We start from the raw sequence: 23,894 nt of genomic DNA, 5'->3' as shown, positions 1-23,894 counted from the left end.
CGATTAGTTTCCTTGTTTTGACTCGGTGCTGATGTATGTAATTTCAGGTAATCCGAATTTGTCAACTGGTGCTCTGATAGCTCCTCTTAACATAACTAATCTTTTAGCAGGACCTTGAACGGTACCTTTTACTAAAACGTATCCATTTTTAAGTACACCGTAGTTTAAGAATCCACCTTTAGGTGTAACTTCTGTTCCTTCTGCACCAATTTTGAATATTCTCTTGTTGTATTCAGTTCTTTGGTGGAAACCCATCTGACCAGGTAAAGGTACTGACCACATAACTCTTCTTGGTCTCCAAGGACCGATTGAACCTGTGTGTCTACCTACACCTTTTCTTTGGTGTTTACCGAACTGTACTTTGATGCCCCATCTTTTAACTGAACCTTGGAAACCTTTTCCTTTGGTTACAGCTATTGTATCGATGATTTCTCCAGCTTCAAATACGTCGTTGATTGACAATTTTTGACCGAGGATACCTTTTGCATAGTTTAATCTTTCGTCAACAGTGCTACCGCCAACTCTAATTTCAACTACTTCAGGTTTTTTCTTAGCAATTGCTGTTTCTTTAGGAACTGTGTATACAATAACTCTTACATCAACGATTTCGTTAACTACTGAGTCTAATGTATCAACTGATTTCAATTCTTTTTTAGCTACAGTCAATTTTCTTGCTAATTCTTGGTCTAATTCAGGAGCCCAAACTTCTGTCAATACTTTTAATCCGTTTGTATCTTTTTTGTAAACTCTGATACCAGCGATTGTGATATTTGGAGTTTCTAAAACAGTTACTGGGGATGCTACTTCTTGTTCAGCATTTGGACTTTTTGGGTTGTTTTCAACGTATAAAGCATGTGTTACACCAGCTTTATATACAGGGTAAGCTTGGAGTCTCACTTTTTCGTCAACAGGCCATGACCTGATTTTTGGAACGATTCTTTTAGCTCTTTTTCTTGGGCTAAATGCTAAAGAACCTCTACGAGGTCTATTTTTTTTCATACCCATATTCTAACCTCCTTATAATTAACCCCATAGTGTAATTATTAGGTTATCGTCAGTTATTGTTATTAGTTACTTTTTGATATTACTGCATACTTATCCGATATTTCACTATCGATGAAATTGCGTGTTTACACCTATAAAATATACAGTAACTGGCTAAATAGTATAATAAGTTTATATAATTAGCCTTTTCAAGTGTTTTAAGTTTTTGAAAGTTTATTTTCAAATATTTTAACATATTATATAGTATAGATATTTAAAATATTGCAAAATAAAAGCAACCTATTAATGGCTCACGCCTTTTCAGGTTTTCCATATAGTTGCTCTATCAATGTAGAGTATCACAATATATATAGTTTACTCAAAAGGATTATACAATATCTAATTCAAATTTTTATGTTAATATTTAGATAATATCTATCTATAATATAGTATTTTGATAGAATTATATAAAAATTCGTTAACTCGTCTAAAGTAGTTGAAAATACATATATAAATAAACTTAAAACATAGTTGCAATTGAGATGTAAATATCTGTAAATATATTATATAAATTTTAGTATCATATGTTAATATCATAATATGTTAAAATTCATTAATGCCAAACAAGACATAAAAACTTGAAAAATAATAATAAAAATAAACAATGGGTGTTATTTTGGAAAAAAACTTAAAAAACTTAAAGAACTCAGATAAATTTAGTAATCAAGAAGAACTTATAGATTTCTTTGAATATAAAGATTTAAAAAGAGAACAAATATTAAAACTCTCAAGAGAAATCGTAAGAAATTGTGGGATAGTTATTAGAAAAATTCAAAAAGATGAAGAAGTATCATTTAATGAATTAACAACGGATTTAAACAATTTATATTCTCATACAACAGAGTTTCCAGAATTTAGAAAATATTTGGGTACCCCTCAACAGGAATACGTCGAGGCAAAAGCATACCATTTAATAACAACATATAAGAAAGTACCAACATACGCGGAATTAAAGGAAGAATGTGAAACTCTATCAAAAGAAAGTTACATTTTGGGATTATGTGATGCAATAGGGGAGCTCCGTAGAAAAGTATTGGACTGCATTTCTAAAGATAACAAAGATGATGCAGAATTTTATAATGAAACAATGGAAGTTTTATATGATTTTATCATGAAATTTGACTATTATCACGTTATTGATAATTTAAGAAGAAAACAAGATGTTTCAAGAAGTTTAGTGGAAAAAACAAACGGTGATTTTGTTAATTTTATTGAAAATTTAAAACTAAGAAATGAATTAAAAAAATTGCAGAAGTAAAATCAAAAATAAAATCAAAATCGTAGAATCGTGGTAAAATGGATATACTTTATATAATCTCAATAATGGGAGTTTTAGGTATAGCAATAGTACTTGGATACACTCTTATTGATACACTCTCAACACTAGCAGGTGCAAAATTAACAAAACTAGATTTAAACTTTTTAAAATCTTTAAAAATTTCTATATATAGCTCAATAGCTTCCATACTGTTAATGTTCATACCATTTATTGGTTTATTTGGAGGCGTGTTAGTAATCGTATATTTAATAAAAGAGGAAGCCAATACAACTTGGAAAAAAGCAATTATTGCATATTTAATTAGATTCATAGTTTTAAATGTCGTACTTATAACTCTGACGTTAATGGCACTTTTAACTGGTATAATAAGTGTTTCTGAACTTATATATCTTTTAGGAAACTTTTAAAATAGAATATTATCTTTTTTATCTTTTTATTTTATCTTTTTAATCATTTTTAAAATAAAAAAAATTTAAGGGGGGGATTGTATCAAAAAATAGGGGTGTTCCTTAATAATTATATTAATAGTTATGTTATTGTTAGAGTACGATAATAATATTTATTTAATTATTAGATAATTATTTTTTTATACAGTAGCATATAACTTTATTATATTAATAATTATCGATTTGTAAGATATCTAACTATTTAATTGCCCTATGAGTTTATTTATTATCCTTCAAAACTAATTGTTATAAAAATAATTAATAAATTTAAATCTATAAATATATCTGCCTAAAATAAAAAGTAGGACAGCGGGGATTCGAACCCCGGACCACTCGGTTATCAGCCGAGCACTCTAACCAGGCTGAGCCACTGTCCTAATGTTCCAAATATGATTTAAGATTTCTTGTTTTACCTTTCATCTTAAACGCAAATTCAACTATGCGTTTATACTATATAAAGCTTTTTATCATTAATAAATTTAAATTTAATGTTTTTTTACAAAATAAGCAATTTTAGGTTAATTTATACGAATACACAAATTCAACTTAAAAAAATATGAATTTTATAATTTTATTTTTAATTTTTTTTAGTTTTTACTTTATAAGTTTATTTAACGCATCAGGTATTGCTTCAATTATTTCATTGATTTTAGTGTCTGGAGTGGGTGTAACCATATTCGCAATTTCTCTATTTACCATACAGCCCAACGTACAAGCTTCAGATATTTCATATCCACAGTAGATTAATCCCGAAATAATACCTGTTAGGTTATCGCCCGTACCGCCAATACATTCCATAGCTGCATGTTTTGGCTCTGAAACTGTGGCCATAATTTCTCCTTTCTGCACAATGTAATCAGTTTCGCCTTTTATAACCATATTATCAGGCATTTTACCTGTTTCATATGCCATTTTTATTAGTTTAACTACATCTAAATCATCGACTTCAGATATAAAACCCCTAACATATGCAGGATGTGATGAATCCTTATCTGCTAAAAATGCTAATTCTCCAACATCTGGCAAAAATAACTTAAAGTTATCGCCTATGCCTGCAGCTTTCCCTGCGTACATTCCACCGGCATCTCCAACTACGAAATTTCTTTTAAAATCAATTTTAGTTATTTCAGATATTTTAGGCTTTATATAATGTACTATGAGGAATTTGTTGTTTAATCTGCTGATTTCTTCATATATTTTGGCGCTACCTTCTCCATCGCCAATATCGCCAGCTAAAATTGCAACTAATTCATTATTTCTATTAAAATATTGAAGTGTTTTGTAACAAGAAGCCACTAGTGTAGCAGTACCCATAGAAATAGGTATTTGAACAGTATTTTCGGGAATGTTCTCATTGTAGAATCTTATATTATCAAAAGAAATTTCAACGTTCCCTCTTGTAAGTCCCAACCCTTTGATAGGAATAGTTCCTGCAATAACCATTTCGGAGAATTTATTATCTTCCATGATATCCCTACATGTCTTTTAAATATATTTTAATAATTTAGCACTTTAATTTTATTTTTTTCAATTGTTATCCATATTATAGTATAATTGATTACATATTATAGATAATATATTATTTAATTTATTTTAATCAATAGGTTTAACCAATATGTTCAATTGATTTTATGTTTATTGCCTTATCGTTTTAATTTTGTTTATGTGTTTTAGCTTTTTCAAATGCCTTATGGAGTGTATATGCACATAAAGAATACCCCAATTCTTTAGGATACTCGTTTTCAGGAATTTTTGAGATATGCCTATTCATCAAATTTATTGTTAAATATGGTACATCGGGGCAACCTCCTCCAGAAATATTGGATATTATGCCATTTTTATCCAATGTTATTTTCATGTTGCCAGACCTATACATCGTATGCTCGCCAATCTTCTTAATTTTTACAAGTTCGATTGGTTGTAACATAGTTTCTTCAAGGGAAATAGATTTAACTACTTCAATACCGTTGTTTTTTAATTCTCTTATTATTTCAACATTTTCTATTATTTCATACTGCAATGCCAAGTCACAGCCTTCTCTAACTTCTGCAGGGGGTGCAACCACTTTAATCTCATAATTTTTCTTTTTCAGAGTTTTTTCAGAGTTTATTGTATCCTTAACATTTTTAAAAATTAATAATCCTTTTCCAGATAATTTTTCGCTTTTTTTATCTTTGGAATTATTATCATCTTTTGATTCAGATTTGGACATGATATTTTTTAATTTTTTAAGTATCATAATTTTCACCAGATGACACATGTACTATAGTAAATAATAAAATATATTTAGCAATGCTATGTAATTTTATATAACTTTATAAAACTCTATTTTAGTACATTACCGCATTATATATTAAATATGTTATTTTATATTATATGAGTGATTATTCATAAAAAAAGTTACGAAATTTTATAGATTTAAGTTCTAAAAAGAATAAAATAGGGATATTTTTTATATATTTTTTTATTTTTTTATTTTTTTCAGCGGTTTTATGCTAAAATTGATTGAACCAATGCTACAACCCACTGGTGGAATATAATTGCTCCTACAACCATACCAAATACGTAAGCAATAGCTGTTTTGTTTCCTTCTCCAGCCATAACTAAGTTTCTAAATGGACAGCCACCTTGAATAACTGATATGATACCAACGCCAATACCGCCAATAACGGTAACTATTAAGTGAGGCATTAATCCGAGATTACCTGCAGCATCTCCAGGTATTGCGGTAAGTCCTTTTGTAATTATCCATGGGAATGTAGGTAATTGACCTAATAAGCTGAATACTATTGCAGTTACAAGAGCCCCTCCAATAAATCCAACTAAACCCTTAAATAGCCAGCTATCTTTGATTAATATCATGTCCCGAATACCACCACAGAAACAGAGTGCAGACCTTTGTCCGAGGTATCCAATAATGGCTCCGAATATTAATGTTCCAATTGCTGGAAGCCAGTTTATAACTTCTGACATTCTTTTCACCATATTTTGAAATTTTTTTGAAATTTTTATTTTTTATATTATATTTTTTTATATCATATTTTTTATTTTTTATTTTTTTACGAATTACGTTTTTCAACCAATAATCATCTAAAATCTAGAAAATTAAGATTTAAGACCTAATTAAGACTGATAGTTAAGCCTTTTTTAAATAAAATTCTGTAGCTAGGTATACTCCGATTGCTATACATACTAAACCTACTAAAGCTATTACATCTCCGTAAGCAGTTCTTAAAGCCATTCTAACAGGACATCCTCCCATTAATAATGCAAAGTTTATAACCAAAAGACCTAAAATAAATCCAATAGTCATATTGTGAGTAGTTCTTAATTTAAAATCGTTATTTGCTTTTGCAGCTACTAAAGCTCCTATAATTACGCCAATTACTGTTAATACAGGAATTGCTTTTGAAACGGGTGCCATACCTAATGAGGTTCCAAGTGCGTTATTAACAATCCAATTTGTTAAATCTCTTGTGTGGCAGGCAATACACAAACCGTATGCTGGTGGTGGCGTAACTTTAAAAATAGTTTCCAATATTATTGCTGAAAATCCTGCAAATAATCCAACTTTTCCCGGTGTAATTTTCATTTTTTCACTTTAAAAATTTTTTAACATTATAATTTATTGAAATTCACGTATCGAATGATACCGTATTATTAATTAATCTAATATCAATAATTATATTAGATGTTCTAATACAATTTAATATTTCGATAATAGACTCATCAAAACTATTTATTTTTTATATTGTATATATGTTATTTTAACAAATATAGCCAAATAATATTTTTGCAGATATAATATATAAAAGTAGTGTTTAGGTAATCTAATGTATAAAATGGTATTAGATTAATTAATATACATTTGACACAAATATCACATTAACCTCAATATGGCCACTCATAAATTTTTAGCATATATATTATGTATCTATTAATGTCAACAAAAATATAATATATAATAAAAGAGATAATTTGGAATTAAACTCTAAATAAACTTATTAAACTTATGATAAATTGCTAGATGTTGGTTCTATGAATAATAATTTTATAAGATTTTTATGTATTATAATGATTTTATCCGGTTTTTTATTGATTAATATCACTTTAGAACCAGATGTTAAAAGTATATCAGAATTAAACTCTGGAGATTATGTAAAAACTACTGGAACGGTGTATTTTGTAGATTATATCTCTGAAAAAGCCACTTATAAAATAAAAATATGCCAAAATGATAAATATACAAATTTTATGAATAACATGAAAAATAAGGACTATAAAAATTCATTAATTATTTATCCGGAGAATAATTTAAAATCTGAGTATAATCTTTACATATATAATAGTAATATCACATTGGGTGATAAAATAGAAGTTATTGGTAAAATTACTAATTATATGGGTTACAATATAATTTACCTAAAAAATACGAATGACTTAAAAATAATTTCCAAAGCAAATAGTTCGCAAACATATGACAATGTTATTCGCAGTAACAACGATAATACTAAAAATAACGATATTAATAGCGATAATACTACAAATAATCCTAAAAATACTAATAACGATAAAAATGAATCGTCAGTTTTGGCATATCTTAGTTTAAAATCTTCTTCAAAAGTATATCATACCTTAGAAAATTGCCCGTATGGTAAAAAAATAATAAATAAAACTTATTTCAATATTTCAAATATAAATAACACTTATAATGATTATAAACTCTGTAGCTATTGTAAATCACATAATAATAATAATAATAATAGTAATAGTAATAGTAATAGTAATAATTAAACTAAACACGTAACTCATTACTAAAATTAAGCCGGTGAAATCTTGTATATCGTATTATTCCAAATATTAAGCATTTTAACAGGTATATTTTGCGGAATAATCACCGGTTTATGTATTGGAATTCATCCAAACCTTTTTTTACCGACCATATCTTTTTTAATTTACGAATATGCTATTGATACCAATTTGATAATTTATTTTTTAATTGGATGGGTTATTTCACATTATTTTATAAATTATATTCCAACCGCTTATTTTGGCGTTCCAGATTCAGAAACTGCAATTTCCGTAAATGCACTACAAAAATATGTTAAAAATGAAAATACACATCAAGGTATTTTTTTATCTGGTTTGGGTGGATTATTAAGTGTTTTATTATCTAGTACAATTATATTGTGCTTGTTTTCAATTGCTTCAATATTTGAATTTATCAATTCTAATAACCGGGACATTTATTTAATTATTTCAAACGCTTACGATGGATTAAAAAATCATATGGCTTATATATTAACAATCATGTTAATTTTGGCAATTTCGACGGAAAAAAATAAGTTATGGACTTTCATAATCTCGTTATGTGCCGGTTTTTTGGGTGTTTATACATTATCGTTCAATCCTTCATTTGATATTACACTAACCTTGGTTTTTACAGGAATGTTTGGCGTACCAATTTTAATTCACAATATATTATTTGGAAATTATAATCGAAATAATAATAATAATAATAATAATAATAATACTAATAATAATACTAATAAAAAAAATAAAAACAAAAGAAATAGCGCTAATAATGGCAATAATATCCAGAATAACAAAAATCTAAGTTTTGAAAAAAAAGCCATTTTAAATTATATCTACTATTCATTACTGGGGACAATAGGGGGATTTTTTAGAATAGCAATCCCTGCATTTGGAGGTTCTCAAATAAATTATTTCTTAGCCTTATTCTTACAAAAAATACAGAATATGCGTAATTTAATCATTGGTCGTAATAATAAATTAACTAGTGTATCGCTAATGGGTGAAGATATATTGAATAAAGCGAATCAACAATCAAAAAGCCTGGAAAACTTTTTGGTATCCCAAGGAGCGATTGTCGTATCAAATGAAATGTTATCTATATGGGCATTAATGATTATCGGCGTTGGTAGGAGTGGTTCCGCACAACTAATAAAAAATTTAAATGTCGATTTGGAACTTTTTAAATTTTTAGGCGCTATGTTGATTTCCACAGTGTTAAGTTTTATAATACTTTTAAAAATTTCAAAAACTATTTCAAAAATATTCTTAAAAACTAAGGATAAAGTGAATTATAAAAAAATGTATGGGTATTTATTAGTTGGAATTTTGATAATTATCATGATATTAACATTTTTAAGTCAAAATATGATTTATAATTTATTAATATTTATTATATCGACCGTTTTGGGGTTATTATGTTTATATAAAAGAGTAAATACCTCAATACTAATGTCGTACTTAATTTATCCGACAATTTTATTTTACATAATAAATTTTTAAAAAATAACCTGAAATTAATATCGAATTAATATAAAATAATATAAAAAATAAAAGTAATGGACTTAAAAATCTAATTATCATTGTAAATAATCAAAATACATTTCAAGCCAACTAACAGTTCCATATGCTAAATTATTGGTGGAAATTGCAGTAATCATTTCCTTAACTACTTCATCCGGGTTTTTGTTTGTACAATCTATTTCATGAATTTTTATATTTTCATTGTTTTGAGCACTTTCCAATGCTTCAATCAAACAAACGTCCATTATTTCTGCTTCAACATTTTCATGAACCTTACTTTCCGAATAGCCTCTTTTTTTAAGTCTTTCCTCAATGATTTTAGGTTCGCACCTTAGTACGATTATATAATCATAATCAAGTTCAAGATGTTGGCTAACATGCCCTTCAATAACAACACTTTTATTTGATTTATTTTTTTCATTGGAAATAAATTCCTTTTCAAAAAATTCTTTTAATTTATCGAAATTAACAACATAAGAATCTAAAGATTCATCTTTTTCATAATATAATCCATTTTCCTTAACAATTTTGGTTATATCATATAAATTACAGTCTTGTACTTCACAAAATACTTTTGAAACAGTTGATTTTCCAACACCTGGCGTACCAGTTATTGCAATCATTATTGTTCCACCATTTTTTTACCAATAGCATCTGAAACGTATTTATCCAAATCTACTTCATCTCTGTATGCTAATATGATATTTTCGCTTAAACCACCTAAGTTATAGCCTAGTGTTTCAAGGTATTTTCTAAAGTCTGAGAATTGCTTAATAATAGCTTCAATAGGAACTTCTTCAAGATTTATGATGAATACATCATATATTTCCCTATTTAGTCTATCCTTAAGGTATTCAAAGTCCTCAGGCGATTTTATCCTTGCTATTATCATTTTAGGGTTTATTTTTTCAGTTACGATTTTTATTTTTTCTTCAGGAACAGCCACTGTTTCTTGAACTTCCGGCTTTACTTCATCGCTTACTATCATCGCTTGCTTAGGGATTTCATCAGATTTTGTTGCTAATTCTTTTTTCTGGTCTCCGTATATAACATACTCTTCCTCTTTTATAGGTACTTGAGCAGGTAATTCTTTATTGCCAACAAATATTCTTTTTATTTTTCTTAACATATTCAACCTCCTAAGGTTAGAATTTAAATAACTTATATATATGCCCATTTTTTTAGTATTATATGATTATATTATTAATTTTTTTGAAATCAATATATCTTTTATGTTTATTTTTATATATCTTTTTTGATTGAATTTTTATATTTATTAAAAAATCATACTGAGTATAAAATAAAATATTAAATCTTTAATCTTACTTTCATACAATTCTACATAATTATATATAAGTGATTTAATTATTATAATGGTATATCATAGTAACATAAATTAATATGGCGAATGTTATTAAAAACGAAATTAAAAAACGATTAGAAACACAAAATATACAACAAATAAGGATACAAAGATACAAGATACAAGATACAAAAAAATATAATAAAGTAATTGGTGACGATAATATGTATTATACGATAGATGACTTTGATTTAAAAAATAAGACTGTAGCTTTAAGAGTAGATATTAATAGCCCTATCGACCCTTCGACAAAGGAAATAACCGACCTTACAAGAATAGAGGCTTGTAAAGATACAATATGTGATTTAGTTAAAAAAGGTTCGAAGATAGTTATTATCGCACACCAAAGTAGACCTGGTAAAAATGACTACATATCGCTTGAGCAACACTCAAAAAAATTGTCAGAAGTTTTAAACTATCCTGTAAAATTTATCGATTCAATAATTTGTACTAATGTAATCGAAGAAATCAAAAACTTAGAAAGTGGCGAGATTTTAATGCTTGAAAACTTCAGATTTTTAGCAGAAGAAGTCATGTCAGAATGGAAGAAATGGGAAAATATAACTCCTGAAAAGCAAGCAAATACCATTGCAATTTCAAAATTGGCACCTTTTTTTGATTATTTTATAAATGACGCTTTTGCAGCAGCACACAGGGCTCAACCTTCTTTAGTAGGCTTTGCATACTACATGCCAATGTTGGCAGGTAGGATTTTAGAAAAAGAATTGCAAAGTTTGAACAAGGCATTAAATGACCCTGAAAAACCATGTGTATACGCAGTAGGTGGCGCTAAAGCTGACGATAGTATCGAAGTTATCGACAACGTTCTTAAAAAAGATATCGCAGACAAAGTTTTAACAAGTGGTATTGTAGCAAATATATTTTTAAAAGCTAAAGGTTATGATATCGGCGCTAATGTTGATACAATTGAAAAAATGGGTTATAAGGACCAAATCGACATCGCAAAAGGATTATTAATCAAGTACGGAAACAAAATATTGACACCTGTAGATGTTGCTTTAAACATCAACAACGAAAGAGTAGAAAGAGAATTAAATGAAAATGACCCTATAAACTACCCAATATTCGATATGGGTAGAAAAACCATGGCAATTTATGAAGAAGAGTTGAAAAATGCAAGAGTTATTGTAGCAAATGGTCCCGCAGGTGTATTTGAGGACCCTAACTTCATGGCAGGTACTAAATCATTAATTGAAAGTATAGCTAATTCAGAAGCTTTTTCAATAATTGGTGGGGGTCACTTATCTGCAGCAACTGAAAAAATAGGACTTTCAAACAAAATCGACCACATCAGCACCGGTGGTGGGGCATGTATTGAATATCTTTCCGGCAAAAAATTGCCAGTTATCGAACTCTTAAGAGATTCTTATGAAAAATATAATAATAAATAAATTATAATATAATACTTGATAAAAAGTAATATCATTAATTAAAAATATATTCATAGTGTCAATAACTGCAAAATAATGTAATAAATGTAATAAATGTAACAACAGTATATCCTAAAATAATATTATTTATTTTTTTACATATATTTTTAAAATTTCTAAAGTTATTTTAAATCAATAGATTAATAAATAATAAGAAAAAAAGAATATTAGATAAAAAATGAATAAATAATTATAATTAATTATAATTAATTATAATTTAATTATCGGATAGTATCAACTATTATTGGGCGATTTTATATGGATTTAAAAAGCGTAGTTAATTTAGTAAAGACTTTTGAGGGAGTAACTCGTAAAAAGGAAATAAAGAATGTTGTTAATAATTTTAAATTTAACACCGAAGACTGTGATTATGATTTTGAAATCATTGCTGATTTTGGGGACGATGCAGCAATTATTGGTTATGACGACGAAAACGCAATTCTTTTGGCAGCTGATGGAATATGGGGAAGATTATTGGAAAAAAACCCTTATTGGGCAGGTTACTGTTCTGTTCTAGTAAATGCAAATGATATTGCAGCCATGGGGGGCAAATCAATTGGAATGACTAATATAATCGGCATAAAAAACTTAGAAATGGGAAAAGACCTTTTAAAAGGTTTAAAAGACGGTGTTAAAAAATTCGGCATTCCTGTAGTTGGGGGGCATACACACCCGGATGCACAATGTAATGTATTAGACATTTCAATAACTGGTACTGTTAGGAGAGATTCTGTATTAAGAAGCGATTCTGCAAAAGTAGGCGATAAAATAGTTTTTGCTTATGATATAGATGGAAAAGCACACGAAGACTTTTCTTTAAACTGGGATACAACGTCTATGAAATCTAAGCAACTTGTAAGGTCTCAATTAAAGTCTTTAGTAGAGATAGGGGAAAATAAGCTTGCAAACGCTTGTAAAGATATAAGTAATCCTGGAGCTTTGGGGACTTTAGGAATGCTTTTGGAAGTTTCAAAGAAAGGAGCAACAGTAAATGTGGATAAAATACCAAGAAATGACGATATACCAATGTCACAATGGTTAAATATGTACCCCGGTAGTGCTTTCGTATTTACTACGAATGAAAGCAATGTTAACGGATTAAAACGTACTTTGGAAGATGTAAACATTACCGCTGAAGTATGTGGGGAAGTTAGGGCTGATAAAAAATACTACATAACAAATGATAAAAACGATAAAGAATTGTTATATGATTTTGAAAAGGAATATATATGTGGTTGCTAATATAAAATATACCAAAATAAAATATACCAAAATAATTTTCAACATACTCTCTAATTTTTTACATATTATATTACATTATTACTTTATTTTTAATATTGTTTGTAAATTCTTGTGATTTATTCAAATATACATTAAATTATTCTTAGAATAATTATAACTCAATTAATATAATTTAAAATATCTAAATTTCGGTGATTTTATGAAATTGATGATTGATGGTGTTTTTTACAATAAAGAAATAATTGATTTTGAAAATATCTTGAAAGATATTGTTGGCATTTTAGGCGAGGAATCTAGGGTAGTTTCGTTAGAATTCCCTGAAGTGGCGATGATAATGGAAAATACCTATTATCATAGAACTGGCTTTTCATTAGACAAAGAATTGGGCGATAACGAAACAATATCTGATGAAAATAGGGATGAAATAGTCGACAAAATTAAAAATTTATTTCCTGAAGGCACTATAGTTTATGGCTTAAAATGTGAAGTAATTTAAATAATATACTATTAATTTCTATATTTTTATATAATTTTATATAATTTTTATATAATATTTAATATTTGACATTTAATTTATATTATGTCATATTTTTTGTGAGATTATGTGCATTAAAGACAAAAATAACCAAAAAATTAATTCAAATGATTCTGAAAATGTAAAAGATTTTTATGATAATTGGAAGGTAGAAAACTACCCAAATTACGTAAAAAGTATAATGAAACACGAAGAAGATCTTATTTTTAATATTGTTAATAAAAACAAGCAAAACGGTACTTTAAAATTGAAAGAACCAATAATTGATTGTGGTTGCGGGTATGGTTCTTTTTATAATCTTACAAAAGATTTAGATACTTTATATATAGATTTTTCCCAACAGCTGTTGAATATTTTTAAAAATAATACTAATATAAATTCTAATAATCTGTTATGTGCTAATATAGAAGATTTGCCCTTAATGAATGAATGTGCAAATACTATATTATGTATAAACGTTCTAGAGCATGTAAATGTAACTAAAGCTTTAAATGAACTAACAAGGCTATTAAAAAAAGATGGTACAGCATTAATAATTGTTGTAAACAAAGATTCATCTATCAATGAGGATATATTCACAGATTGGAAAGTAAAACACAATCTTTTAAATCTAGGAACTTTTAAAAATTATGTATCGAATTACAATAAATCAAATCACAATGTCTCGACTTTAAAAATTGAGCATTTTGAAACTTTTTATTTTGTTCACCCACTCTTTAAGATTTTGCCAAATTTTTTATTAAATAAAGTACTTAAATTATCTTTAAGATATAATGATAAAATATCTAAATCTAAATTAAACTCAAAATTAAATTTAAACGGTCAATTCTTATTAATTCAGCTAAAAAAGGAGTAATATAAATTATTATAATGTGGTGTAACCATGATATATTGTCTCGGACCTATGGGCAGTTATAGTGAAAAAGCGGCTAAATTATTTGCAGGACATTTAAAAAATTCCGAAGAAATTATCTACTGTAATTCTATAAATGAAATCTTTGAAAAATTAGAAAAATTAGAAAAATTAGATACTTCAAAGCATGATGACAATAACTTAGTTTATGGCGTAGTTCCTTCGGAAAATTCCATTGAAGGCTCTGTAACATTAACACAAGATTTGTTAATGGAAACAAACGTCAATATATTGGCAGAAATAGATATTAATATAGAACATGCTTTAGTTTCTACATCAAATGATAAAAATACTATAAAAAGAGTTTTATCGCATCCTCAAGCACTAGCACAATGTAGAAATTATATCAATTCTAATCACTGGGTAACTGAAACAATGGAAAGTACGGCACTTTCTGCAAAAACTATTGCAGAAAAACAAGACGATGGACTTTCTGCAATCTGTTCAGAGGCTAATGCTGAAATATACGATTTAAACATACTGGATAAAAACATACAGGATTATAAAAATAACCAAACAAGATTTTTATTAATTTCAAAAAAGCAAAATAAGGAATACATAAAAGATATTAACTTTGGAATAGACGATTTAAAAAGAGTAAAGTCCACTGTAATATTGGAATTGAAAGAAAATAGGGCAGGAAGTTTATATGACGTATTAGGCGAATTTAAAAAGCTTAATATCGATTTATCACGAATTGAATCTAGACCTTCTAAAACAAAATTAGGAACTTACGTATTTTATATGGATTTTGAATATTATGAAAATATGGATGAATTGTTCAATAATTTAAATAAATGGGTTTCTAAATTAATATATTTGGGTACTTATTTTGTTTTATAATTATTATTTCGTCTTTTTTTATTTTATTTTTTTATTTTAATTTTTATTTTATTTTTTTATAAATTCATTATTTTAAATTTATCCATATATTTTATATAGGATAACTAAGTATGTATAAAAAACAACTTATTGGTGTTAAAATGGAAAGTTATATTCAAAATCTTTTTGCAGACAGAATCGGTGGCAATAACTTTGGAAAAGAAGATGTAATTTACAAATTCGAAAAAATCAAAAGAGCCAAAAACGAAGCTAAAAAGAAATACCCTAACGTTGAATTAATTGATATGGGTGTAGGAGAGCCAGACGAAATGGCAGATGCAAAAGTAATCGAAACTCTTTACGAAGAAGCAAAAAAGCCAGAAAACAGAGGATATTCTGACAATGGTACTCAAGCTTTAAAAGACGAAATTCCAGTATATATGGAAAAAGTATTTGGCGTAACAGGAATAAACCCTGAAACTGAAGTAATCCATTCAATTGGTTCAAAACCCGCTTTAGCTTACATTACATCAGTATTCATTAACCCTGGAGATGTTACATTAATGACTACCCCAGGTTACCCTGTAACAGCAACCCACACAAAATGGTACGGTGGAGAAGTTTACAACTTAGAATTAAAAGAAGAAAATGGATTTTTACCTGACTTAAAAAGCATACCTGAAGATATAAAACAAAAAGCTAAGATTTTATACATAAACTACCCAAATAACCCAACAGGCGCACAAGCAACAGTTGAATTCTACAAAGAAGCAATTGAATTTGCAAAGGAAAATAATATTTTGATAGTACAAGATGCAGCATACGCAGCATTGACCTACGGTGAAAAACCACTATCATTTTTATCCGTTGAAGGGGCTAAAGACGTAGGTGTAGAAATACACAGTTTTTCAAAAGCTTACAACATGACTGGATGGAGATTAGCCTTTGTAGTGGGTAACGAATTAATCGTAAGAGGTTTTGCAGCTGTTAAAGATAATTATGACAGTGGTCAATTCATACCTATCCAAAAAGCAGGTATTTACTGTTTAAGACACCCAGAAATTACCGAAGCTACAAGAGCAAAATACGAAAGAAGACTCCAAAAAATGGTAAAAATGTTAAAAGAATTAGGATTCAACGCACAAATGCCTGGTGGAACCTTCTATTTATATGTAAAAGCGCCAATAGGAACAAAAGACGGTGCTAAATTTGAAAACGCAGAAGAATTTTCACAATACCTCATTAAAGAAAAATTAATCTCAACAGTACCTTGGGACGATGTTGGAAGCTACATAAGAATGGCAGCTTGCTTTGACGCGTTCAAAGATGGTAAACTTTCAGAAACAAAGGAAGATGAAATTTTAAACGAAGTAAAAAGAAGATTATCTGACGTTGAATTTGTTTTCTAACTAAAAATAGGATTAAATCTTAAAAATTAACTTAAAAATAAAGTAAGAATAAATTAAGAATAAAATAAAATATTTTTTATTATTTTTTTTATTTTTTTATTTAGCATTTAAATATTGTTTTTTTTATTCAACAATTGTTTTACCTTGGAATTTTAACGCTGGAGATATTAATTTACCTCTCTGTTCTACATTATCCAACGGAGTTGCCTCTTTTAATATTTCAAATATGTTTCCAGAAAGCATACCTTTTTTAACAGGTATTTTATCCCCTTTATCTACAATGTAGCTGTTGCTAATTTCCACAGAGAAGTCTCCCGTAATTGGATTTGACGTGTGTGTACCTATTAAAGAGTTAACATAAAGGTATTTGTCCAATTCTTCAATCTTTTCAACTGGATTAATTATAATATTTGAACTTGAAATACTTGGTAAACTTGAATAGCCTCTTGAAGCGTTACTAGTGGTTTTAACATACTCTTTTTCATCTTTTTTAGATTCATTTTCGATATTTGCTCTTTTAATATCGTATAAGTAGCTTTTTAATACTCCATTTTCTACTAAAGCTGTTCTTTCACTTGGGCTACCTTCATCATCAGTTTTTGAGGAGTAAAGTGCATTATCGAGTGTACTATCATCATAAATGAATATGTCTTCACCAAATATTTGTTCTCCGATTTTTCCGGCTAACATTGACCTATTTCTCTGCACACTTTCTGAATTAAATGCCGGAATTAACGTATATGATAGTAATGAGTATAAAGCGCGAGGACTAAGAACAATGTTTCCTTCAAAGCTTTCTTTAATTGACTTGGTATTTTTAAGAATATTGATTACATAATCTGAAATAACATCTACATTAAATACGTTATTTTTGGTTATATATTCATAAGCAGTTTCTCCATCTTTTATTCCTGAAATGGATGCAGAATAATAAGTACCTTCTTCTTCTACATCTACGCCGTTGGTATTAACAAGTCTACTGTACCCGTAACCTGTGGAAACTCCTCCACCTACTGAAGTGATACCATTTTTTTCTAACTCTTCAGCCATATAAAATACATCTTCAAGGATTTTAGGTTGATTAACTTCCTTTAATTCCTTAAAGAAAGTTCCTTTAGGGCTTTTATATTTTTGGGGAACTGGTAATTCCGTATATTTATCATTTACAAGATTTGCCATAGCTTTGTATATAATTTCTGGATTTTCCACGGTGCTGTATGCAAGACCTACTTTACCATCTTTTATAACACGTACGCCTATACCAAAACTATTTGAGGTTTCTACATTATCTAAGTGTTTACCCTCTAATTCTGCACTGAAGTCATCATCTTTTGATATATAAATATCAGCTTCATATCCTTCTTTTTCAGCAATATTCATGATTTTATCAATAGTATTGTCTAAATTATCAAATTTTTTACAAAAGTTTATATTATCGAGCTTTTCCATAATTGCACCCATCAATTTAAAATATATCTTAAATATCTTAATTCATAATATATATGATTTTATTTCTGAATTATATTGTCATAAAATAGTGTTATCCCGAATATAATAAATACTTATATATTTTATTACAAATTATATTGATTATATATTAATCATACATTAATCATACATTAATTATAAATTTATACATATTATGGTTGATTTACTAAGTTATAGTGAATTATATTTAAAAATCATTAATACCTATTGAAATTTATTCATATATATTTAAATAATATATATCTCAATTATCACTTATCAGAATTTTTAAAATTCGGAGGGTGCATTATGTACAAGAATTATAAAGTATTAACAGTTATTCCGGTAATTTTAGCACTCTTATCAGTCGTTTTCGTTTCGGTGAATGGTCTAAATCAGAGCATTGACGTTAGCGGAGGTACTGAAATAACTGTAATCGTACCTAATAACTTTGACTATAGTTCATTAGAAAAACAATATCCTGACGTAGATTTTAAGATATCAACGTCTTCTTCTGCCCAATATTTGGATGTAAAAGCAGGAACAAATGTTGACATAGATGAATTGAGAAATTCATTGGCAGCAGCATTAAATACGGATGATTTATCAAAATTACAATATACTGAAAAGCAAATCGGTTCTACATTAAGTAGTAACTTCTGGAATCAAGGTTTCCAAGCAGTAGGATTTGCATTTTTATTCATGGCAATTGTTGTGTATGCAATATTTAGAACACCAGTACCAAGTTTCGCGGTTATTTTGGCAGCAGCATCTGACATTGTAATTGCAGTTGGCGGTATGAGTTTATTTGGGATACCTATTTCAACATCAACAATAGCGGCATTATTAATGTTAATTGGTTACAGTGTCGATACGGACATTATGTTAACAACAAGAGTTTTAAAGAGAAAATCCGATACTCTTGAAAACAGGATTAATCAATCAATGAAGACAGGAATGACAATGTCTATAACCACAATTGTGGCAATGGCGGTTTTATACCTTGTAGTTTCATACATAGTTCCTGCAGCTGAAATGTTAAAAGATATTTCAATCGTTTTATTAATTGGTTTAATTGCGGATTTAATGTTAACTTGGGTAACAAACGTAGGAATATTAAGATATTACGTTACAGAGCTTAAAAAGTCTAAATAAGTAGATTATAAAGTCAATATAAAATTAAAATTGTATATTCTTAAGAAATTAAATTTAACTAGTAAAATATTATCAATATGGTAATATTATCAATAAAGATACTATACGACAAAAATAGTATATGAATAATACAATACCAAAATTAATTAAATTAATTAAATTAATTATGCTTTAGTTAATTTAATTGAGGGATATTATGAAATTACTAAAAGATAAAAAGGTTTTATTCCTATTGGTGTGTGTTGTAGCTTCTATATTAACAATAGTATTCAATGGAATATCTTTTGGTGTAGATTTAAGTGGTGGGTCTACAATAGTACTACAAACGGAAAAACCAGTTACGGAACAGGAAATGGGCGTCATTACCGAAATTTTAACAAGTAGGTTAAATACAAATGGTTTAAGTGACGTGAATGTTTATTCGAGGGGTAGTGAAGAGATAGCGATCGAAATACCCGAAAGTGCTGACCTAGAGCGTATTAAAAAAGTTATAGCTCAACAAGGGGTATTTTACGCTACTATAGATAATGTAACCGCTTACACTGGTAAAGATGTTGAATATGTTGAAGAACCGGCTTTAACTGCAGCAGGTTACGGTGTAAGTTTTAAATTATCTTCAGAGGGTGCAGATAATTTTGCAAACGTTTCCTATGGAAAAGGTGGTTACAAAGTACTCCTTTACCTCGATGAAATTTTAATAAGTGACCCTGTACTTTCACCCGATTTGGCAGACGGAAAACCACACCCTAGCCAGGTAATAACTGTAGCAGGTAGTAATCCTACAAAAGCTGACGAAGACCAAGCTTGGGCAATTTACACTGCTTTAAAATCTGGTTCATTACCTGTAAAAGTTAATATTGCATACATTAATTCAATTTCCCCTACATTGGGTGAAGAATTCATAAAAAGTTCAATAATTGCAGGTATCATTGCTTTCTTAGCCGTGGCAACTGTAATTGGTATCAGATATAAAACTCCTAAGATAGTTCTTCCTATATTGATAACAGGAGCTTCCGAAGTACTCCTTATTTTAGGTTTCGCTTCGATAATCGGTTGGAAATTGGATTTAGCAGCTATTGCAGGTATAATTGCGACTTTGGGTACAAGTGTTGACCACCAAATCGTGATAACAGATGAAACCTTAGCGGGTGAATCTAAAAAAGTTAAAAGAAGCATTCAAAGAGCATTCTTTATTATATTTGGTGCAGCAGCAACCACAATTGCGGCAATGTCTCCATTATTCTTAATGAGTATTGGTATGTTAAAAGGATTTGCAATAACTACAATAGCAGGTGTTTTATTCGGGGTATTCATCTCAAGACCTGCATTTGCAAGAATAATAAGAGAATTATTGAGAAAATATTAATTACTTACTTTCTTTTTTTCTTTTTTAAAACAACAATTGGTTTAAATGTCTATTAAGTTTTTCAGATTTATATGTACTATTTTGTATTACTATTCTTCAAATACTTCGTATTATCCAATTATAAAAACAAATTATATATATTATAAAAAATATCTTTTAAAAGTAGAGAAGAATTAGTTTTTAAACGTAACATATATAATTTAAATAATTTAAATATTTTAAATAAGCATTATACATTATTCAATTTTAACTAAGTCATATTACGATTAGATTAATAGGGTTATAATAGTCTAACTTTAAATTAAGGGGAAAAAATGAATTCAAAAGGTCCAGAATCCAAGTCTAAAAGCTCAAATGTCAGAAAATGGGTAAAAAATATTATATTTTACGGCTTAGGTTTCGCAATAATGGCATATATATTCAATTGGATAGGTCTTGAGGACATATATCAAGTTTTGTTAAAAACAAACTTCCAAATATTTGGGTTATCTATCGTAGTTTATGCTCTTGCAATCTTAATGTTAATTCTAAGGTGGCAATATTTACTAAAATTAAAGGGATATTCTGCAAAATACACGGATTTACTTAATTTGGTGTTAATGGGGCAGTTTATAAATAATATCACTCCTTCTATGAAAGGTGGTGGAGAACCTTTTAGGGCATATTATCTTTCGAAACTGGGTAATATACCATATCATATTTCATTTTCAACAGTTATGATTGAAAGATTATTGGATAGTGTAGTATTTTTGACCCTTTCCTTTATAATCATATTATATTTCATAGTAAATGGCTTATCCGAACAATACACGATAATGTTTATAATGGCTTGGATAGCGGTAATGACACTAACTGGTGCTATATTATATGTAGCCATGCACAAACAATTGGCTTACAAAATTGTAAAGTTTGGCGCAAAAATATTTAGGAGATTTTCCAAGAAAAGAGTATCTGATAGTAGATTATGCGAAGGCGTAGATGAATTCCAAAATACCTTACTTTTTTTTAAAACAAAAAAGAAAGGAATTGCAATTGCAACATTTTATTCATTTATGTGGTGGTCTCTAGATATTTTCAAGATATATATATTCTTTATAGCAATTGGCTCAGTAGCTCCGCTATTTGCAGTTTCTTCAACCTATTTAGTTTCATTACTGGTTGGTATAGTTCCAGCATTGCCGGGCGGTTTAGGTACTTCAGACACTGTAATGATAGCAATGTATGTATTCTTTAAAATAGCACCATCTAGTGCAGCAACAATAACATTATTAGATAGGGTAGTTTCTTACGTATTAGTATCCATATGTGGTGCCATATCATTCCAGTTGATTAAAACAAAGTCTCATAAATTAAAGGAATTAAGAAATGAGCAAAACGAAAGTGACGAAGAATTAAAAAATTAGCGAATTAAAAAATTAATCATTTAAAGGCTTACATATTGGGAATTAAACAATTAAACAATTAAACAATTAAACAATTAAACAATTAAATAATCTAAAATAAATCAAATTTTTATCTTATTTCAATATTTTATGTATTTTTTATAATTTACAGTATTTTATATTATGGTGGATATTATGATGTTAAATGTTAAAATTGGAAAAGTAGTAAGGTCATTAGACGCATTCAAAGGTTCAAAACCTGTTGTAAATAAAGAAGAAATGATAGCTGTTAGGAGTATCTGCCGAGATATAGAGTTTAATGATTACAAAAGCATTAAAGAGTATTTGGAAGCTAAAATAAAACAGAATGGATACGAATTAATGAATGAAGAAGATAAACTCGGTATGGTAAACAGAATAAATGAAATAATGGGTGAAGAAGGCGTATTCCCTGACGAAATGGGTTTTGACGCTTTAAAAGCTTCTTTTGAAAACATAGGTTGTAAATGTGATTATGCACTTGGTATAAAAGACAATTTAATGTTAGGTATAAGCATGTGGTACAACGAAGAAGACGAACAACATAAATTTGTAGAAGTTATGGTATTATACTAATTTAAAATACGCATAATCTATTTTAAAATTAAAAAAAAGAATTTTTTATTTTTTATTATTTTTATTAACCTTTTAATTCATTAACTTTTACCAAAGGAATGAATCTAACGTTATTTTCTTTCATTAGTTTATCTGCACCATCTAATCTATCTACAATTACAAAAACAGCTTTAACGTTAGCATTAGCCTCTTTAAGTTCTTCAACTGCTTTTAATACACTCCCACCGGTAGTGGTTACATCTTCCATAACAATTACATTATCATTAGGGTTTAGTTCGCCTTCTATTTTATTTTTAGTTCCATAACTCTTAGCTTTTTTTCTAACAATTAATAAATCTTTTTCAAGTTCCAAAGAAACAGCTGTAGCTATTGATACAGAGCCAAGTTCAACACCTGCAACTTTTAAATTTTCATAAGCTCCATTTTCTTTAAATTCTTCGCATAATTTAGCAGTTAATTTTGCTACAGCTTTTAAAACTTTTGGATTAGTGGTAGCTTTTTTAATATCCACATAGTAGTCGCTTTTTTTACCTGAGGCCAATGTAAAATCTCCAAATTTTACGCAGTTAACTTCTTTAAGTAAATTAATTAAATTTGCTTTTAAATCGTTGGAATTCATAATTTCACCGTGTTTAAATATCGATAAGTTTTATCATTTTTAAGTTATTTTTTTATTCATTTCAATTTATTTTCTATTCATTTTTTTATTAATAATTATACTCTCAATACATTCAATACATTCTTCTAAAAATATACAATTCTAATATTTAATAATATTTGATTCATTTAATTTTGATTACGGATTAAAAAAACAATAAGTAATTTATATTTTGAACGAAAGATACTAAACTGTGTACATTATCTAAGGCACATCATTATAAAAATTTTAATTAATATTTATCAATGGTACACCAAACCAAATGACAAAATATATTAATTATAAAACTTTTATCAATATTTATATAATAATCACACTTAAAATTATTATTCTATTAAATTACAATAACTTTTAAAGATAATATAACTACTTGTAATTATATTGTAATTATCTACGAATATACGTACAGGT

The 23,894-nt window shown here is 28.1% G+C and carries 23 protein-coding genes and 1 tRNA gene; 14 read left to right on the top strand and 10 right to left on the bottom strand.

Annotated elements, in window-relative coordinates:
- Positions 1 to 3: 3 nt before the first annotated feature.
- Positions 4 to 1,005 (bottom strand): 50S ribosomal protein L3, encoded by a 1,002-nt coding sequence (locus tag J2127_RS01070; RefSeq protein WP_209731601.1) that lies wholly within the window; start codon positions 1,003 to 1,005, stop codon positions 4 to 6.
- A gap of 655 nt (positions 1,006 to 1,660) precedes the next feature.
- Between J2127_RS01070 and J2127_RS01065 the strand changes: the two genes are divergently transcribed.
- Together J2127_RS01065 and J2127_RS01060 are read left to right on the top strand one after the other, a co-directional pair.
- Complete coding sequence (locus J2127_RS01065) at positions 1,661 to 2,302, top strand: haloacid dehalogenase (RefSeq protein WP_245326400.1); 642 nt, start codon at positions 1,661 to 1,663, stop codon at positions 2,300 to 2,302.
- Between the two features lie 38 nt (positions 2,303 to 2,340).
- Positions 2,341 to 2,730: a hypothetical protein gene (locus J2127_RS01060; protein ID WP_209731599.1), complete on the top strand. Its 390-nt coding sequence runs from the start codon at positions 2,341 to 2,343 to the stop codon at positions 2,728 to 2,730.
- 341 nt (positions 2,731 to 3,071) lie between these two features.
- Here the strand turns inward: J2127_RS01060 and J2127_RS01055 are convergent.
- From J2127_RS01055 to J2127_RS01035, 5 genes are all read right to left on the bottom strand, one after another.
- Positions 3,072 to 3,146 (bottom strand) — tRNA-Ile (locus tag J2127_RS01055).
- A gap of 217 nt (positions 3,147 to 3,363) precedes the next feature.
- The gene (locus tag J2127_RS01050; RefSeq protein ID WP_209731839.1) at positions 3,364 to 4,212 is read right to left on the bottom strand and encodes an NAD(P)H-hydrate dehydratase; all 849 of its coding nucleotides are present in this window, start codon (positions 4,210 to 4,212) and stop codon (positions 3,364 to 3,366) included.
- Between the two features lie 208 nt (positions 4,213 to 4,420).
- On the bottom strand, positions 4,421 to 5,008 hold the full coding sequence (locus tag J2127_RS01045; protein WP_209731598.1) for a DUF3343 domain-containing protein: 588 nt from the start codon (positions 5,006 to 5,008) through the stop codon (positions 4,421 to 4,423).
- Between the two features lie 251 nt (positions 5,009 to 5,259).
- Positions 5,260 to 5,730 (bottom strand): YeeE/YedE thiosulfate transporter family protein, encoded by a 471-nt coding sequence (locus tag J2127_RS01040; RefSeq protein WP_209731838.1) that lies wholly within the window; start codon positions 5,728 to 5,730, stop codon positions 5,260 to 5,262.
- Positions 5,731 to 5,905: 175 nt separating this feature from the next.
- Positions 5,906 to 6,361 carry a cytochrome C gene (locus J2127_RS01035; protein WP_209731597.1) on the bottom strand — a complete coding sequence of 152 codons (456 nt, stop codon included), beginning with the start codon at positions 6,359 to 6,361 and terminating at the stop codon, positions 5,906 to 5,908.
- A gap of 503 nt (positions 6,362 to 6,864) precedes the next feature.
- On the opposite strand from J2127_RS01035, the gene J2127_RS01030 reads away from it, so the two are divergent.
- Positions 6,865 to 7,563, top strand: a complete 699-nt coding sequence (locus J2127_RS01030) for a hypothetical protein (protein WP_209731596.1) — start codon at positions 6,865 to 6,867, stop codon at positions 7,561 to 7,563.
- Positions 7,564 to 7,605: 42 nt separating this feature from the next.
- A complete protein-coding gene (locus tag J2127_RS01025) occupies positions 7,606 to 9,084 on the top strand; it encodes a tripartite tricarboxylate transporter permease (protein WP_209731595.1) in 1,479 nt (492 codons plus the stop codon).
- A 77-nt stretch (positions 9,085 to 9,161) separates the two neighbouring features.
- Here the strand turns inward: J2127_RS01025 and J2127_RS01020 are convergent, their stop codons facing one another.
- Together J2127_RS01020 and J2127_RS01015 are read right to left on the bottom strand one after the other, a co-directional pair.
- The gene (locus J2127_RS01020) at positions 9,162 to 9,728 is read right to left on the bottom strand and encodes an adenylate kinase family protein (protein ID WP_245326398.1); all 567 of its coding nucleotides are present in this window, start codon (positions 9,726 to 9,728) and stop codon (positions 9,162 to 9,164) included.
- The gene (locus J2127_RS01015) at positions 9,728 to 10,234 is read right to left on the bottom strand and encodes a hypothetical protein (protein ID WP_209731594.1); all 507 of its coding nucleotides are present in this window, start codon (positions 10,232 to 10,234) and stop codon (positions 9,728 to 9,730) included. The genes J2127_RS01020 and J2127_RS01015 overlap by 1 nt, the downstream gene beginning before the upstream one ends.
- A gap of 398 nt (positions 10,235 to 10,632) precedes the next feature.
- Here J2127_RS01015 and J2127_RS01010 point away from each other — a divergent pair, with 398 nt between their 5' ends.
- From J2127_RS01010 to J2127_RS00985, 6 genes are all read left to right on the top strand, one after another.
- Positions 10,633 to 11,880: a phosphoglycerate kinase gene (locus tag J2127_RS01010; RefSeq protein ID WP_209731836.1), complete on the top strand. Its 1,248-nt coding sequence runs from the start codon at positions 10,633 to 10,635 to the stop codon at positions 11,878 to 11,880.
- A 297-nt stretch (positions 11,881 to 12,177) separates the two neighbouring features.
- The gene (locus tag J2127_RS01005) at positions 12,178 to 13,161 is read left to right on the top strand and encodes a methanogenesis marker 2 protein (protein ID WP_209731593.1); all 984 of its coding nucleotides are present in this window, start codon (positions 12,178 to 12,180) and stop codon (positions 13,159 to 13,161) included.
- Positions 13,162 to 13,360: 199 nt separating this feature from the next.
- Positions 13,361 to 13,657: a hypothetical protein gene (locus J2127_RS01000; RefSeq protein WP_209731592.1), complete on the top strand. Its 297-nt coding sequence runs from the start codon at positions 13,361 to 13,363 to the stop codon at positions 13,655 to 13,657.
- A 106-nt stretch (positions 13,658 to 13,763) separates the two neighbouring features.
- Positions 13,764 to 14,552: a class I SAM-dependent methyltransferase gene (locus J2127_RS00995; RefSeq protein WP_245326397.1), complete on the top strand. Its 789-nt coding sequence runs from the start codon at positions 13,764 to 13,766 to the stop codon at positions 14,550 to 14,552.
- A gap of 27 nt (positions 14,553 to 14,579) precedes the next feature.
- Positions 14,580 to 15,452, top strand: coding sequence for a prephenate dehydratase (gene pheA, locus J2127_RS00990; RefSeq protein WP_209731591.1), 873 nt, complete (start codon positions 14,580 to 14,582; stop codon positions 15,450 to 15,452).
- Positions 15,453 to 15,592: 140 nt separating this feature from the next.
- On the top strand, positions 15,593 to 16,840 hold the full coding sequence (locus J2127_RS00985; RefSeq protein WP_209731590.1) for an LL-diaminopimelate aminotransferase: 1,248 nt from the start codon (positions 15,593 to 15,595) through the stop codon (positions 16,838 to 16,840).
- A gap of 123 nt (positions 16,841 to 16,963) precedes the next feature.
- Here J2127_RS00985 and J2127_RS00980 read toward each other — a convergent pair whose 3' ends face one another.
- Complete coding sequence (locus J2127_RS00980; RefSeq protein WP_209731589.1) at positions 16,964 to 18,289, bottom strand: TldD/PmbA family protein; 1,326 nt, start codon at positions 18,287 to 18,289, stop codon at positions 16,964 to 16,966.
- Positions 18,290 to 18,616: 327 nt separating this feature from the next.
- On the opposite strand from J2127_RS00980, the gene J2127_RS00975 reads away from it, so the two are divergent.
- The 4 genes from J2127_RS00975 to J2127_RS00960 all read left to right on the top strand — a co-directional run bounded on the left by J2127_RS00975 (position 18,617) and on the right by J2127_RS00960 (position 22,825).
- Positions 18,617 to 19,462, top strand: coding sequence for a protein translocase subunit SecF (locus J2127_RS00975; protein ID WP_209731588.1), 846 nt, complete (start codon positions 18,617 to 18,619; stop codon positions 19,460 to 19,462).
- Between the two features lie 196 nt (positions 19,463 to 19,658).
- A complete protein-coding gene (locus tag J2127_RS00970; protein WP_209731587.1) occupies positions 19,659 to 20,828 on the top strand; it encodes a preprotein translocase subunit SecD in 1,170 nt (389 codons plus the stop codon).
- Between the two features lie 314 nt (positions 20,829 to 21,142).
- The gene (locus J2127_RS00965; RefSeq protein WP_209731586.1) at positions 21,143 to 22,231 is read left to right on the top strand and encodes a UPF0104 family protein; all 1,089 of its coding nucleotides are present in this window, start codon (positions 21,143 to 21,145) and stop codon (positions 22,229 to 22,231) included.
- A 174-nt stretch (positions 22,232 to 22,405) separates the two neighbouring features.
- Complete coding sequence (locus J2127_RS00960) at positions 22,406 to 22,825, top strand: DUF2120 family protein (protein ID WP_209731585.1); 420 nt, start codon at positions 22,406 to 22,408, stop codon at positions 22,823 to 22,825.
- A gap of 64 nt (positions 22,826 to 22,889) precedes the next feature.
- Here J2127_RS00960 and pyrE read toward each other — a convergent pair whose 3' ends face one another.
- A complete protein-coding gene (gene pyrE, locus J2127_RS00955; protein WP_245326396.1) occupies positions 22,890 to 23,444 on the bottom strand; it encodes an orotate phosphoribosyltransferase in 555 nt (184 codons plus the stop codon).
- Between the last annotated feature and the right edge of the window lie 450 nt (positions 23,445 to 23,894).

It is taken from the genome of Methanococcus voltae, assembly GCF_017875395.1.
GTDB lineage: Archaea > AGJL01 > Methanococci > Methanococcales > Methanococcaceae > Methanococcus > Methanococcus voltae_C.
The sequence above is the reverse complement of the archived record's forward strand: the minus strand, read 5'-3'. Positions and strand labels throughout refer to the sequence as shown.

Bases quoted from the DNA above. Each gene is read 5' to 3' on its own strand.
- J2127_RS01070 (WP_209731601.1), bottom strand. From the start codon at position 1,005: ATGGGTATGAAAAAAAATAGACCTCGTAGAGGTTCTTTAGCATTTAGC.
- J2127_RS01060 (WP_209731599.1), top strand. From the start codon at position 2,341: ATGGATATACTTTATATAATCTCAATAATGGGAGTTTTAGGTATAGCA.
- J2127_RS01050 (WP_209731839.1), bottom strand. From the start codon at position 4,212: ATGGTTATTGCAGGAACTATTCCTATCAAAGGGTTGGGACTTACAAGA.
- J2127_RS01045 (WP_209731598.1), bottom strand. From the start codon at position 5,008: ATGATACTTAAAAAATTAAAAAATATCATGTCCAAATCTGAATCAAAA.
- J2127_RS01035 (WP_209731597.1), bottom strand. From the start codon at position 6,361: ATGAAAATTACACCGGGAAAAGTTGGATTATTTGCAGGATTTTCAGCA.
- J2127_RS01020 (WP_245326398.1), bottom strand. From the start codon at position 9,728: ATGATTGCAATAACTGGTACGCCAGGTGTTGGAAAATCAACTGTTTCA.
- J2127_RS01015 (WP_209731594.1), bottom strand. From the start codon at position 10,234: ATGTTAAGAAAAATAAAAAGAATATTTGTTGGCAATAAAGAATTACCT.
- J2127_RS01010 (WP_209731836.1), top strand. From the start codon at position 10,633: ATGTATTATACGATAGATGACTTTGATTTAAAAAATAAGACTGTAGCT.
- J2127_RS01005 (WP_209731593.1), top strand. From the start codon at position 12,178: ATGGATTTAAAAAGCGTAGTTAATTTAGTAAAGACTTTTGAGGGAGTA.
- J2127_RS01000 (WP_209731592.1), top strand. From the start codon at position 13,361: ATGAAATTGATGATTGATGGTGTTTTTTACAATAAAGAAATAATTGAT.
- J2127_RS00995 (WP_245326397.1), top strand. From the start codon at position 13,764: ATGTGCATTAAAGACAAAAATAACCAAAAAATTAATTCAAATGATTCT.
- pheA (WP_209731591.1), top strand. From the start codon at position 14,580: ATGATATATTGTCTCGGACCTATGGGCAGTTATAGTGAAAAAGCGGCT.
- J2127_RS00985 (WP_209731590.1), top strand. From the start codon at position 15,593: ATGGAAAGTTATATTCAAAATCTTTTTGCAGACAGAATCGGTGGCAAT.
- J2127_RS00980 (WP_209731589.1), bottom strand. From the start codon at position 18,289: ATGGAAAAGCTCGATAATATAAACTTTTGTAAAAAATTTGATAATTTA.
- J2127_RS00975 (WP_209731588.1), top strand. From the start codon at position 18,617: ATGTACAAGAATTATAAAGTATTAACAGTTATTCCGGTAATTTTAGCA.
- J2127_RS00970 (WP_209731587.1), top strand. From the start codon at position 19,659: ATGAAATTACTAAAAGATAAAAAGGTTTTATTCCTATTGGTGTGTGTT.
- J2127_RS00965 (WP_209731586.1), top strand. From the start codon at position 21,143: ATGAATTCAAAAGGTCCAGAATCCAAGTCTAAAAGCTCAAATGTCAGA.
- J2127_RS00960 (WP_209731585.1), top strand. From the start codon at position 22,406: ATGATGTTAAATGTTAAAATTGGAAAAGTAGTAAGGTCATTAGACGCA.
- pyrE (WP_245326396.1), bottom strand. From the start codon at position 23,444: ATGAATTCCAACGATTTAAAAGCAAATTTAATTAATTTACTTAAAGAA.